The 12,216-nt window shown below is 60.5% G+C and carries 11 protein-coding genes and 5 tRNA genes; 11 read left to right on the top strand and 5 right to left on the bottom strand.

The genetic code is table 11. From position 1 onward, the window contains the following. Positions 1–150: 150 nt before the first annotated feature. Positions 151–223 (top strand) — tRNA-Ala (locus BSZ35_RS03890). A 100-nt stretch (positions 224–323) separates the two neighbouring features. On the opposite strand, the gene BSZ35_RS03885 is transcribed toward BSZ35_RS03890, so the two are convergent. Beyond that, complete coding sequence (locus BSZ35_RS03885; protein WP_146109993.1) at positions 324–602, bottom strand: hypothetical protein; 279 nt, start codon at positions 600–602, stop codon at positions 324–326. A 186-nt stretch (positions 603–788) separates the two neighbouring features. Here BSZ35_RS03885 and BSZ35_RS03880 point away from each other — a divergent pair. The 6 genes from BSZ35_RS03880 (at position 789) to BSZ35_RS03855 (ending at position 3,746) form a co-directional block, all read left to right on the top strand. Then, positions 789–861, top strand: a tRNA-Thr gene (locus BSZ35_RS03880). 175 nt (positions 862–1,036) lie between these two features. Beyond that, positions 1,037–1,118 (top strand) — tRNA-Tyr (locus BSZ35_RS03875). Positions 1,119–1,207: 89 nt separating this feature from the next. After that, positions 1,208–1,279: transfer RNA gene (locus BSZ35_RS03870), tRNA-Gly, on the top strand. A gap of 82 nt (positions 1,280–1,361) precedes the next feature. Beyond that, positions 1,362–1,433: transfer RNA gene (locus tag BSZ35_RS03865), tRNA-Thr, on the top strand. A 120-nt stretch (positions 1,434–1,553) separates the two neighbouring features. Beyond that, a complete protein-coding gene (tuf, locus tag BSZ35_RS03860) occupies positions 1,554–2,744 on the top strand; it encodes an elongation factor Tu (protein ID WP_105010686.1) in 1,191 nt (396 codons plus the stop codon). Between the two features lie 207 nt (positions 2,745–2,951). Further along, complete coding sequence (locus BSZ35_RS03855) at positions 2,952–3,746, top strand: SDR family NAD(P)-dependent oxidoreductase (RefSeq protein ID WP_105011215.1); 795 nt, start codon at positions 2,952–2,954, stop codon at positions 3,744–3,746. A gap of 6 nt (positions 3,747–3,752) precedes the next feature. Here BSZ35_RS03855 and msrA read toward each other — a convergent pair whose 3' ends face one another. Beyond that, a complete protein-coding gene (gene msrA, locus BSZ35_RS03850; protein ID WP_105011214.1) occupies positions 3,753–4,439 on the bottom strand; it encodes a peptide-methionine (S)-S-oxide reductase MsrA in 687 nt (228 codons plus the stop codon). Positions 4,440–4,803: 364 nt separating this feature from the next. On the opposite strand from msrA, the gene BSZ35_RS03845 reads away from it, so the two are divergent. Beyond that, the gene (locus tag BSZ35_RS03845; RefSeq protein ID WP_105011213.1) at positions 4,804–5,244 is read left to right on the top strand and encodes a fasciclin domain-containing protein; all 441 of its coding nucleotides are present in this window, start codon (positions 4,804–4,806) and stop codon (positions 5,242–5,244) included. Between the two features lie 157 nt (positions 5,245–5,401). On the opposite strand, the gene BSZ35_RS03840 is transcribed toward BSZ35_RS03845, so the two are convergent. Together BSZ35_RS03840 and BSZ35_RS03835 are read right to left on the bottom strand one after the other, a co-directional pair. Then, positions 5,402–5,920 (bottom strand): hypothetical protein, encoded by a 519-nt coding sequence (locus BSZ35_RS03840; protein WP_105011212.1) that lies wholly within the window; start codon positions 5,918–5,920, stop codon positions 5,402–5,404. Positions 5,921–5,936: 16 nt separating this feature from the next. After that, complete coding sequence (locus BSZ35_RS03835) at positions 5,937–6,938, bottom strand: aldo/keto reductase (RefSeq protein WP_105011211.1); 1,002 nt, start codon at positions 6,936–6,938, stop codon at positions 5,937–5,939. Between the two features lie 333 nt (positions 6,939–7,271). Here BSZ35_RS03835 and BSZ35_RS03830 point away from each other — a divergent pair, with 333 nt between their 5' ends. The 3 genes from BSZ35_RS03830 (at position 7,272) to BSZ35_RS03820 (ending at position 11,173) form a co-directional block, all read left to right on the top strand. Beyond that, the gene (locus tag BSZ35_RS03830) at positions 7,272–10,088 is read left to right on the top strand and encodes a trypsin-like peptidase domain-containing protein (RefSeq protein WP_105011210.1); all 2,817 of its coding nucleotides are present in this window, start codon (positions 7,272–7,274) and stop codon (positions 10,086–10,088) included. 77 nt (positions 10,089–10,165) lie between these two features. Continuing rightward, positions 10,166–10,693, top strand: coding sequence for a 2-amino-4-hydroxy-6-hydroxymethyldihydropteridine diphosphokinase (gene folK / locus BSZ35_RS03825; protein WP_105011209.1), 528 nt, complete (start codon positions 10,166–10,168; stop codon positions 10,691–10,693). A gap of 228 nt (positions 10,694–10,921) precedes the next feature. After that, positions 10,922–11,173, top strand: a complete 252-nt coding sequence (locus BSZ35_RS03820) for a hypothetical protein (RefSeq protein WP_105011208.1) — start codon at positions 10,922–10,924, stop codon at positions 11,171–11,173. On the opposite strand, the gene BSZ35_RS03815 is transcribed toward BSZ35_RS03820, so the two are convergent. Further along, positions 11,170–11,832, bottom strand: a complete 663-nt coding sequence (locus BSZ35_RS03815) for an energy transducer TonB (protein ID WP_105011207.1) — start codon at positions 11,830–11,832, stop codon at positions 11,170–11,172. The genes BSZ35_RS03820 and BSZ35_RS03815 overlap by 4 nt on opposite strands. Positions 11,833–12,216: the final 384 nt, after the last annotated feature.

Below are 12,216 nucleotides of genomic sequence, written 5' to 3'. Positions count from 1 at the left end.
CATCCTCGTCACGCCCGTATCTTTGCAGGGTTCTCACGGGGAGACAGGACCGAGGGCCTTTTTCAACTGGAACAGCGTCTCGAACCGGACCGTTGCAGCCGGTGACTTAACAGAGCACACGCAGGCTCACGGCCTGCACATACCTCCACTGGGGCTATAGCTCAGCTGGTAGAGCGCTGGAATCGCACTCCAGAGGTCCGGGGTTCGAATCCCCGTAGCTCCACTCCGCCTGACAAGGTGGTTTCCCCGCTTTAACACCTGAGAGGGTGACTGAGCGGGGTTTTCTGTTGTGATTGTACCCCTTGAGGGGACGACGAAGCGTCCTACAGCATACGGAGAAGGGCGCTCCAGAGGCCTGCCATTATGAGGCATCCGGCAAGCATCCACTGGTCGGCGTTTTGGTCCCACGCGTCGCGCCGGTACAGGCCGTAAAGCGCGACGGGCCAGAGGAGAAATACGTAGACGATCATATATCCGGTGCGGGTATACCACGGCGGGCCGGACGGCTCCGAGATATGGGGAGCGGGAAACGTTTCCCCGCAGACGGGGCAGTAATCGTCGTCGTCTTCACGATGAGCATCGCAGTTGGGGCAGCGTTTCATAGAGGGGGGGACGTTATGAGCTCCGACCGATTGCCAGCCGAGCTGAGGGGCTGCCTGCAGCATCGGGGCTTCGGTAGAATTGGGAAGAGACGATGAGACGCGAAGGGGAACGGGCAGATCCCCGAACAATTTGGAGGCAGGAGCGTGAATTCCTGCCCGCTGAGGGGACGCCTCAGCCCATTGTACGCTGACGTAGCTCAATTGGTAGAGCAGCGCACTTGTAATGCGCAGGTTGGCGGTTCAAGTCCGCTCGTCAGCTCCGGTTGGAGAGGATGCTCGGACAGGAGTTGTCCGTAACAGCTTGAGGATAAGGGCTCTTCATTTGAAATTCGACCCCTATCCGGGCAACTTTTCCGCACTGTAAGTTTTGAAGAGCAACCGCAAGACAAGTCGGGGGACGGCCGGCGTTGTCTTGGGAGCTTTTCTTGACATTCGGGTCGGTAGCGAAGTGGTCAAACGCACCAGACTGTAAATCTGGCGGCTCTGCCTTCGAAGGTTCAAATCCTTCCCGGCCCACGATCACTGAGTGTGGAATTCGGAATTGGGAACGCGGATTTGGCCCGAGTCAATTCCCCACTTCTCATTCCACATTTCAAACTTGTTATGCGGGAGTAGCTCAGGGGTAGAGCATCACCCTTCCAAGGTGAAAGTCGCGGGTTCGAATCCCGTCTCCCGCTCAGGTACAGTTGCGAATATCGAGTTGGAAAGGCGAGACCGAGAGGGACGCAACTCGATATTCGCAATTCGACATTGCACCTTGCCGCCTTAGCTCAGGGGTAGAGCACTTCCATGGTAAGGAAGGGGTCCCCGGTTCGAATCCGGGAGGCGGCTCCTTTTTCCACGCGTTTCGGACGCCGGGCATCGCGTTCTGGAGACGGCTTTTCTGTCGTGGCCAGCGCCCGCTCCGTTTCGCTACATTTGCTCCACGAACAGATCTATTCTTGATACGCCATGGCGAAAGAAGCCTTTGACCGAGGGAAGCCGCACGTAAATGTCGGAACGATCGGGCACGTTGACCACGGGAAGACGACGCTCACGGCCGCGATCACGAAGGTATTGGCCGAGCGTGTGGGAGGGGCGGCGGCCAAGACGTTCGAGTCGATTGACAACGCGCCGGAGGAGCGAGAGCGCGGGATTACGATTGCGACGTCCCACGTGGAGTACGAGACGGAGAACCGGCACTATGCGCACGTCGACTGTCCGGGGCACGCGGACTACGTGAAGAACATGGTGACGGGGGCGGCGCAGATGGACGGGGCGATTTTGGTGGTTGCGGCCACCGACGGCCCGATGCCGCAGACTCGAGAGCACATTTTGCTTGCGCGGCAGGTGGGGGTTCCGTACCTGGTGGTGTTCATGAACAAGACCGACCTGGTCGACGACGCGGAGCTGCTGGAGCTTGTGGAGATGGAGGTTCGGGAGCTTTTGACCGAGTATGAGTTTCCGGGAGACGAGGTGCCGATGGTGCGGGGGTCGGCCCTTAAGGCCCTCGAGAGCGAGGAGGAGCACGAGGACAAGATCATGGAGCTCATGGAGGCGGTCGACGAGTACATTCCGACGCCGGAGCGGGACGTGGAGAAGCCGTTCTTGATGCCGGTGGAGGACATCTTTTCGATCACGGGTCGGGGGACGGTTGTGACCGGTCGGATTGAGCGGGGGAAGGTGCAGCTGCAAGACGAGGTAGACATTGTCGGGATGCAGGAGGAGAAGATGGAGTCGGTGGTGACCGGCATTGAGATGTTCAACAAGACTCTGGAGGAGGGGGAGGCGGGAGACAACGCCGGCATTCTGCTCCGGGGGATTGAGAAGGAGGAGGTCAGCCGGGGAATGGTGTTGGCGGAGCCGGGGACGGTGACGCCGCACAAGGAGTTTGAGTGTGAGGTATACGTGCTTTCGAAGGAGGAGGGCGGTCGCCACACGCCGTTTTTCGACGGATACCAGCCGCAGTTTTACTTCCGGACGACCGATGTGACCGGATCGATTGAGCTGGAGGAGGGGGTAGAGATGGTGATGCCGGGGGACAACGCGACGTTCAAGGCGAAGTTGATACAGCCGGTGGCGTTGGAGGAGGGCCTTCGGTTTGCGATTCGGGAGGGAGGACAGACCGTGGGTGCGGGAGTGGTGAGCAAGATTCTGGACTAGACGCGAGACGAGTTGCGAAGGGCGAGTGTCGAATGAATCGATTCGGCGCTCGTCCGCGCACTTTGACGATATTAGGAGGACGGTTTTGTCCGGGTCCCTCTCCGAACTGTGAGAGGGACCTTTTTTGTTTTGGGAAAGATCTCGTGCGGTCCGTTGTTTGCATTCCTTCGCGTGCTCTATCCCCTTTCACCAATCTGATCGCCGGCTATGGCTTCGTCCGACGCCTCGACCCTTCTCGTTACCGGTGCGACCTCCGATATTGGGCGAAGTGTCGCCCATCGCTTTGCCCGGCAGGGGTGGTCCATTGGGCTTCTTGATGGCGACGCCGCCGGCCTCCACGGCCTCACAGAGCAACTGGAAGGGGCCTCGGCTGTGATTGCTCGTGCCCTCGACCTTACTGACGAAGAGGAGGTGCAGCAGACCGTTGCGGACATCGGTGAGGACATGGGGGGACGTCTCCACGTGCTGGTAAATGCTGCCGGAGTTATGCAGGCGGGGCGCTTCGAACAGCTGGATCTTGAAGCGCATCGCACCCTCATCGACGGCAATCTGTGGGCCATGCTGGCCGTAACGCACGCGGCCTTTCCGCTCTTGCGAGAGGCGGAGGAGGCTCGTGTTGTGAGCATTGCCTCAGCCTCAAGCATGTACGGGACGCCGGACCTGGCGAGTTATTCCGCCGCAAAGGCCGGAGTTCGCTCTTTAACCCAGGCGCTAAACCTGGAGTGGGCGCATCACAACATTCACGTGTGCGACGTGGTGCCGCCCTACGTGGATGCGCCGCCCGCGTCACCAGACGAGGACGGCTCGGTGCCCGTACGACCACAGCGCCGGCTTGCCCCCAATCTTTCTCCTGAGGACGTGGCCGACGTCGTGGTAGAAGCTCTCAGTGGGGACCGCATCCACTGGCCCGTCGGCAAGCAATTTCGCTGGATCTACCGCCTCTCGGATGTGCTCCCCGCCCCCGTCGTACGGCTTCTCATGCGCTACGTGTCGGGATTTTAGAGAGGGCTACTTCGACGTGAGGGCGGCATCAGACCCAGCCGCGCTGCCCCAAATCTCTCGAAGACGGGCGTCGCGGCCACAGCCGCGACGATAGCTTTTGTAGCGCGCCGAGTTCTTCTGGTAGAAGTTCTGGTGGTACTGCTCGGCTGCGTAGAAGGCGTTCAGGTCGTGAATTCGAACCGCGATCGACTGGTCAAAACGAGCCGACACCGTCTCCAAGGACTGCTCGGCAAGTCGTCGTTGGCGGGCGTCGTGTACGAAGATGGCCGGGCGATACTGCGAGCCGCGGTCACAAAACTGACCGCTGCCATCGAAGGGGTCTACGTTGTGCCAGTAGATCCGCAGCAGACGCTCGTAGTCCACCTTCGTCGAGTCGTAGACCACCTGTACCGTTTCGGTATGTTTGGTTTCTCCCCCGGCCACCTGGCGATACGAGGGATTGGCTATTTCGCCGCCGGCAAAGCCCGAAATTGTGGATACGACCCCGTCGATCTTATCGTAGGGCGGCTCCATGCACCAGAAGCAGCCGCCGGCAAATGTGGCGGTATCGGCCACGGCGGCTGGAAGCAGCGAGTCGGACGGCACGGCTGCGCTCTCAGCGTCGGACGACGGCGTGCAGGCAAAAAGGAGACTGCCGACAAAGAGAGCGGCGAGTGCGGCGAGAGGGACCCGGAGGACGGAGGTCGGTTGCATGGCGAGCAGAGGACAGGCAGGTTGCAAATGAGGATGAGCGAGGAGGACTAGGTCCAAACGACGGGCACGGGCATCAGTGCCGTGCCAATGTCATACGTGTAGGTCGTCTCACCATTGTTACGGACACGCCTTTGCCCCGGCTCGATATCCCGACCGAGCCGTCGCTTGGGGCGGCGCACGCCTGCCGGCGTCCGTGGTGGACCTCAGTGCGAGGGAGAAGAGGGCGCACGGTGGGGGACGTGGGTGGTAGTGACCTTTCGCCATTGGCGTACGATGGGTGGATGGGAGAAGTGGTGGGCGGCGCCGTGGAGACCGCGTACCATCTCACCACACGTACCCTTTCCCATTCTCATAAGAACCAGTCATGGCTAAGGTCAAGCAGAAACCCAACAGTATCGTAGACTTGGCAACAGAGGATAGCAGTTTCACGACCCTCGTCGAGGCGATCAAATCAGCGGATCTTATAGGTACGCTGAAAGGAAACGGACCGTTTACGGTCTTTGCCCCCACCAATGCCGCATTTGAGAAGCTGCCGAAAGGCACAGTGAAATCTCTTTTCAAGGCAACCAACAAGTCGCAACTCCAGAACATTCTGAAACATCACGTGGTCCAGGGCCGAAAGATGGCGGCCGATGTGGCCGGAATGTCGTCGCTGACAATGATGAGTGGAGAGACGGTGCCCATCCGAAAGAAAGGAAATGTCGTGTCGGTTGGGGACGCGTCCATCCGCCGGACGAACCTAGAGGCGAATAACGGGGTCGTTCACGCTATCGACAGTGTGTTGATGCCAAGCGAAGAGGACTAACGCCGGTCCACCATATTTGAAAAAACAAAGCGCCGGGCGTAGGAGATGCCCGGCGCTTTTTTTGATTAATCCCACGAGGGGGCCGGCAAGGAGATACGACTTGGGAAGGGGGACTGTGCATGTTGCTTCGGAGTACTCAGAACGAAAAGGTTCGGGATCAGATCTCTCCGTATTCGTCCTCGATTCCGAGCGTGCCGTCGTCAAAGAGAGAGGTCCGGAAATACGTCCAGGAGGAGCGGGCGTCGTCGTACTGAACCGTGTGGAGGGCGGCCCACGCCGGGATTTCCTCACTGACGTCACTAACCACATCGTCGATGTAGACCGGAATCATGATTTCGGTCAGGGCCGATCGGGCATGATCGAGCGTCTCCTCGTTGACCGCCATTTCCGAGGTAGAGCGACAATCTTCGAAGACGAGGTCGGTGCCATCGGCGTGCACGGCAAAGAGAACATGTCCGGTTGCGGTATCGGGGTCGACGATCGCCACCGTATGAGTGGTGTCCGTGTCCGGGCGGGGCTCTGTGCCCGTGAGGTGAAAAAACGCAGTTCCGTCTGCCCAAAATTGCACCTCGGGTGCAACGGTCGGATCTGCTGCCTGCACCTGAACCCCGGTTCCGTTGTCGGCAACGGATTCGGTTGCGGTCCAGTGGTCATCTGTGCGAGTGAACGCGTTCATGTACAAAGGGGGATTGTTATCGAGTGCCATACGTGTGCTGCGATCGCTCCTCGACGCGGTCGGTCGCGGGTGGGGGCGTGGGCGAAAGATCGCTGATGGCCGCACGTAGATCCGACGTCATGTCAATCTCCAGTGCCGCAAGGGAGTCTTCCAATTGGTCCAGATTCCGCCCTCCGATGATGGGAGCCGTGACGGCCGGATGATGTTGGACCCAGGCCACGGCGAGGGGGACCGGATCGTACCCGTGCGTATTGGCAAAATCGGTAAAGCGCTCAGCCACTTGGTAGTGAACCTCGGCGCCGTAGCGGGTTTGATACATCGGATTCTCGACGAGCCGACCTTCGTCCGGACGGGTCTCCAGGCCGTACTTCCCGGTGAGTAGGCCGCCCCCAAGGGGACTGTAGGACAGTACGCCAAGATTTTCGCTTTGGGCCATGGGCAGAAGCTCCACTTCGGCCTGCCGTTTGGCCAAGTTATACATGGGCTGCAGGACGTGGAACGGCGTCCAGCCCTCCCGACGCTGACGGCCGAGGGCCTTCATAACCTGCCAGGCGGCAAAGTTGGAGGCGCCAAGGTAGAGTACTTTTCCCTGTCGCACAAGGTCGTCGAGGGCGCGAAGGGTTTCGTGGAGGGCCGTTTTTGGGTCGAAGCGGTGCAGGAAGAGTACGTCAAGCCGGTCGGTGCCGAGCCGGCGCAGACTGTTCTCGACGGCCTGTACGAGATGATAGCGACTACTGCCCCGATCATTGGGTCCGTCGCCGGTGGGGAAGTAGGCCTTCGACGTGAGTACAACCTCCTCCCGGCACTCTGTGATAAGGTCCCCGAGGATCTCTTCGGAGCGGCCGTCTGCGTAGACGTTGGCACAGTCGAACGCGTTGATTCCTGCGTCCCGGCAGCGAGAAAACATGGCAGCAGCGGTATCGGGGTCGGCGTCTTCCCCGAACGACATCGTACCCAGGCAAAGGGGGGAGATCTTGACGCCGGTATTGCCCAAGTAACGGTATTGGAGGTCAGGCATAAACACCTCTCGTTGTGCGGACTATCACAGTGATGTTGTGATGATACGAGACGAGCGGGCGAGGGTCAACGTGGTGGGGGCGACCGTGGGGCAATTTCGGGCCGGACGAGGGGCGCGCCTGGTGCGTATTGAACCGAGCACTCCCGTGAATAGGTGAGGATGGCATGTGGAAGATCGTTCTTCAGGGTCGTCTGGTACCAGGCGTAGATGCGATTGCCGTGCCATCATGGCAGGAGAATTGCAACTCTGGAACAGGAGGACCCACTATGGGCTACGCTTGACGCCTGAACCGGCGGTGCTCATGTCCGTCTCGTGAACGTCTTCCCATTGTCCATGTCAACGGCTGCCGTTTTACGCTGCATTTTCCTCGCATTTTTGGGCGGGAGCGTTCTAGGAGGAGTTCAGGCGCAGCCACGGCCCACACTTCCGTCCGAGCATGCCGCCGTCGCGGCGGATGCCCTTCCGGTACAACAGATCACAGCTGTCGACACCGCGGAGCGTCCGGTTGGGGAGGGACACAGTGGGATTGGTCCGTTTCGCTACGGAACAGTGATCGAGACCCGGCTCACCCCTCAGGAGCACGGGAGATGGGAGCGTTTGCCCTCGGGGCACTGGCTTTGGCGCGTACGGGTACAGTCCACAGGGGCGCGTTCTCTCAGTCTCGGCTTCTCCCCGTTTGATCTGCCGGCAGGAAGTCGCTTGTTCGTCCACGACGGCGATGGGCAGACGATCCGGGGACCGTACACCGGACGTGATGCGACCGGTGGGGCGCACTGGACCCCGCTCGTTCAGGGAGAGGAGGTGATCGTTGAGCTTCTCGCTCCCCCTGATCGTCGCCAGGATGTTCATCTTGTGCTGAGCGATCTGGTGCACGCCGACCGGGCCGTCTTTCCGGGAAACCGATCCCGCATTCGGGCCAAGTCGGGAAGTTGCAATCTTGATGTGGCCTGCGACGCTGCCGACCCGTGGCGACAGCAGGAGCGCTCGGTGGCTCTGTACAGTTTTGAGCAGAATGGGAGTGCGTACGTCTGCACGGGCTCGCTCATGAACACGACGGCGCAGAATGGACGTCCCTTCTTTTTGACCGCGGAGCATTGTGTCTCGTCACCTTCGGTGGCGCAAACAATGGTGTTCTACTGGAACTATCAGAATTCCACCTGTCGCACGCCGGGCACCAACGACAATGGAACGGTAACGGCCGACGATAGAGACGCGCAGATCTCCACTGGGGCCCTTCTCCGCTTTCGCTACGGCGGTACTCATCAGGATGGGACTATCAGTGGGAAGCCGGATCTTGCGCTCGTGGAGGTAGACGACGACATCCCGACGAGCTACGACCTGTATTTCAATGGATGGAGTCGGGCGGGAACGGGTACCGTGGCGGCCGCGACTGTTCATCATCCCTCTGGTCACGGCAAGCGCATTAGCTTCGATCGGGAGCCGACGGATCAGACCGCCTATGGAGGGGGCGAGGGGAGTGGCACTACGCACTTGCGCGTAGGGCAGTGGGATCGAGGCACAACGGAGGGCGGTTCGTCCGGGTCTCCTCTCTACGACTCTGACCGGCGCGTCGTCGGTGTGCTTTCGGGCGGTCTCGCAGGATGTCTGGCCGGAAGTGCTGAAGACAACGACGAACCCGACTGGTACGGGCGCATCGCGCCCGGCTTCAGTACTGGCGACTACACTCCGAGTGGGTTCTCGCAACCGGCCACTCTCGCCGACTGGCTGGATCCAATCAATGCGGGACGAACGAGACTCGAGGGCCGCTCACAAGATAGCCGGGAACGACTTCCTCCGCCGAGCACCGTTACGGCGACTACGGATGGGGACAGCATTCGCCTCGGCTGGGCGGGGGTCCCCTCTGAGCGCGTGACCAAATACCGGGTGTACCGACGTCCGGCCCCGATCGACTCTATGCCTGTGGCCCAGGCATTGGCAGCCCCTGTGATCACGGTTGGAGCCGGCACGACGGCGGTGGTGGACACGACCCTCTTGCCCGACACGACCTATCACTACCGGGTGTCGGCTGTGGACGCGTCGAACGCCGAAAGTTCGTTCTCGGCCGAGACTCGTGCTCGCATCGAGGGGCCCGGGGTGCACCTCGTTGACGGGCACTCGTACAGCGCCCCCGTTCCGGAGCCAGGGACCGATTACAATGCGGTGGGACGTTTTGTGCTCGTGGCCGACCGGTCAGGAGCTGCTCTTACGACCCTTTCCGTGGCCAACGAGGCGTCCGGATTTGAGGGGGTAACGGCCGCTAGACTCTGGCGCTCTACCGACCGGACGTTCGATGCGAAGACGGACACCCGTCTGGCGACGACCTCGACTGCCGCCCCTGCGGTTTTTCAGGACCTGAACCTGTCGGTACCCACCGATAGTACGTACTTGTTTGTCACGCTGGAGCTGGCGTCGAGTGCGACCGGAGAGTATCGTCCTGTTTTTCGAAGCGAAGCGGACATTTCCTTTTCGGAGGGGGCTCTCGCTGCTGTGAATGGCAGCCGAACATGTTGCTTTGAAAATGCCGTATTGGCGGCGGAGCCGTCCCCGCTTCCCGTTGCACTGCACGGGTTTACAGGACGCTTCGATGGTAGTGCAGTACGTCTGAGGTGGGCAACGGCTTCTGAGAGAAACAACGCGCGGTTTCGCATTCAGCGTACGAGAGGAATGACAGAACCAGCTCGGGGACCTGGTGCTTCTGAGGAGGCGCGATGGCGGACCGTAGGAGTGGTCGACGGGAGCGGCACCACTGCACAGGCACAAACATACCGATTTACCGACGCGGATCTACCGTATGAGGTCGACGCTGTGACGTATCGGCTCCAGCAGATGGATGTCGATGGCACTGTTCACAACTCGAAATCAATTACCGTCGAGCGTGGGGTCCCCAGCGTGCAGTTCCACGGTCCGGCACCGAATCCGGCGCGACGGCGGATGACGATTCGCTACGCATTGCCCACCTCTCAGGACATCGCGCTCGGACTCTTCGATGTGTTGGGACGGCGGGTGCGAAGGATCGAGCACGGAGAAGTGCCAAGGGGGCGGCACAAACGTATGGTGACACTGGAGGGGCTTTCCAACGGGCTCTACGTGCTGCGTCTTCAGACCGCCAGGGGGAAGGTGCACACCCGGAAGGTCACGGTTGTTCGATAAAGCATCGGCGAGAACGGGGCACTGGCCATTCCGGCCGTACGGAGGTCGACACTTTGGCAGGTAAGACTCGTCTCACAATGCAAACAGCGTATTTGGGGCTGGGATCGAATTTGGGCGACCGGCTCGCACATCTTCGGGGGGCAGTAAAGGGACTTCAGGGGCACGACGATGTCCGGGTCGTTGCCGTATCTCCGGTATACGAGACGGAGGCGCACACGATGTCTCCATCAGAGTCGCAGCCCGACTTTTTAAATGCCGTTGTGCAGATCGAAGTGGATGGGGGGGGCGAACACCTCCTCCAGATTGCTCACGCCCTTGAGCGAGAAGCGGGACGGAGGAGGGCAGAACAGGAACAGTGGGCTCCCCGATCACTCGATGTGGATCTGCTGGCGGTGAACGATGTGGTTCGTCAGACCGAGCGCTTGACGCTCCCCCATCCCCGACTCTCCGAGCGTCGCTTTGTGCTTCGTCCCTGGGCCGACCTCGCTCCTGCATTTGTCGTGCCGTTCCCGTTCGAGGAAACGGTCGAGGCCCTCCTGCAGGACTGTCCCGATTCCACCCCCATCCGCTCGGTGGGAAATCCACTTTCGACGGAGGTTGACTAGACGCCTGAACTGAGCGTCCATGGTGGGGGCAATGGACGCGGAGGGGAGACCGGAGGAAGAATCCATGCGTTCTTCCGGGGGGAAGGACGAAACCGAACAGCTTCTCGTGAACGTAGAGGCGACGGCCCGCGTACTGAACCGTCCGGTCTCCTTCTTGCAGTTGGACCGTCGTCGCCCCTTTTCGAGTGAGACGCTTTCTGCACCGATCCCGCTGGGACGCAGTTACGTATGGAGTATCTGGTCAGCGCAGTCATTCTCTATTTTATCCTCCAGACGGCGGGCAATCTCGTCTATATTCTGCGAGGAGGAGGGGGGCAGCGCAACTCCTCATCCTCCTCCACTCCTGTGCATAACTGGAAGGGGCCGTCCCCGCGCCAGCACATGGAAGGCGTCACAGATCATCCCACATTTTGGGGGGAGGACGTCGACGAAGCGACTTGGCATGAGGTCGGAGAGGACGACGGCTCACGGCGCGGCTAGCGAGGGCCGAAGGTGAACGTGAGTGTCGTTCGGGTCGCGACGGGACGGCCCTGGGCCTGTGCTGGACGAAAGAGCGAGCGTTGGGCGGCGGTGAGGGCGGCTTCCTCCAGGCCGTACCCCAGCTCCGCAACGGGGCGCACCGATCCATCCTCGTAGACACGCCAGCGTCCCGTAACGGACGCGCTGCGAACCGTTCCGGTCTCACTCACCTGGACTTCGACTGTAATCCGGGCCCGCACCTCGTCCTTGCGGGCAGACGACGGATAGTTGGGCTGGACGTTTTTGAGAAGGCGAGCGCCCATGTCGGGTTGCTGAGCCGCCGTCGTTTTTGCCGTGCCCTGCTGGAGTTTGTCATCGTCTTCGGGCATTCGGACGTCGATTTCTCCATCTCCAAACGTGATGTCTTCTGTTATCAGTACCTCATTCGGGACTACGATGGGAGGAAGTGGGGCCGGCGGAGGGGGCGTTTTTTCCTGGGTCTGGCTGGTGGGTTGAATCTCGTGCAGCTGGACCGGGGAGGTAGGGCGGTCCCGGAAAGGAGCAGAGGCATCCGATCCTGTTCCGGCCGGCCACCAGCGAACCAGCGTCACGAGCACGCCCAGGACGATTACCATCGCCCCCATCACGCGCTGATAGTATGTGAGGGAAGAGAGAGACATGACGTCGGGGCACGACGAACGGGTTCGGACCGCGACTCTTCATCGCAGGTGGTGTTCGTTCCCGGGCTTATACCAGATCGCGAGGGTGGGGGTGCATTTCGAGGAGAGAGTTTCGGAATGAAAAAAGAGTCTCGAGGCGGGCTCCAGCCGCTTGGCTTCGAAGAGAGCGTTTTAAAACGGGGACGGTTGCATCAGCATGGAATAGCTCCACCAACGGGAAAATAAACACGACCGTCGCTTCTGGACATCTCATAAAATTGTGGGTTGAATTGCGGGGTCCCCACCCGGTGGCGCCGGGCCTTTTCTTTCCTCTTCGTCGCGTCATCATTGGACGCCATCGGCGCCCTGACCGAAGGGAAGAAGTGCTTTTGGAGTGCGCCCTGA

This window comes from Salinibacter sp. 10B (genome assembly GCF_002954405.1).
Classification (GTDB): domain Bacteria; phylum Bacteroidota; class Rhodothermia; order Rhodothermales; family Salinibacteraceae; genus Salinibacter.
The sequence above is the reverse complement of the archived record's forward strand: the minus strand, read 5'-3'. Positions and strand labels throughout refer to the sequence as shown.

Bases quoted from the DNA above. Each gene is read 5' to 3' on its own strand.
- BSZ35_RS03885 (WP_146109993.1), bottom strand. From the start codon at position 602: ATGAAACGCTGCCCCAACTGCGATGCTCATCGTGAAGACGACGACGAT.
- tuf (WP_105010686.1), top strand. From the start codon at position 1,554: ATGGCGAAAGAAGCCTTTGACCGAGGGAAGCCGCACGTAAATGTCGGA.
- BSZ35_RS03855 (WP_105011215.1), top strand. From the start codon at position 2,952: ATGGCTTCGTCCGACGCCTCGACCCTTCTCGTTACCGGTGCGACCTCC.
- msrA (WP_105011214.1), bottom strand. From the start codon at position 4,439: ATGCAACCGACCTCCGTCCTCCGGGTCCCTCTCGCCGCACTCGCCGCT.
- BSZ35_RS03845 (WP_105011213.1), top strand. From the start codon at position 4,804: ATGGCTAAGGTCAAGCAGAAACCCAACAGTATCGTAGACTTGGCAACA.
- BSZ35_RS03840 (WP_105011212.1), bottom strand. From the start codon at position 5,920: ATGAACGCGTTCACTCGCACAGATGACCACTGGACCGCAACCGAATCC.
- BSZ35_RS03835 (WP_105011211.1), bottom strand. From the start codon at position 6,938: ATGCCTGACCTCCAATACCGTTACTTGGGCAATACCGGCGTCAAGATC.
- BSZ35_RS03830 (WP_105011210.1), top strand. From the start codon at position 7,272: ATGTCAACGGCTGCCGTTTTACGCTGCATTTTCCTCGCATTTTTGGGC.
- folK (WP_105011209.1), top strand. From the start codon at position 10,166: ATGCAAACAGCGTATTTGGGGCTGGGATCGAATTTGGGCGACCGGCTC.
- BSZ35_RS03820 (WP_105011208.1), top strand. From the start codon at position 10,922: ATGGAGTATCTGGTCAGCGCAGTCATTCTCTATTTTATCCTCCAGACG.
- BSZ35_RS03815 (WP_105011207.1), bottom strand. From the start codon at position 11,832: ATGTCTCTCTCTTCCCTCACATACTATCAGCGCGTGATGGGGGCGATG.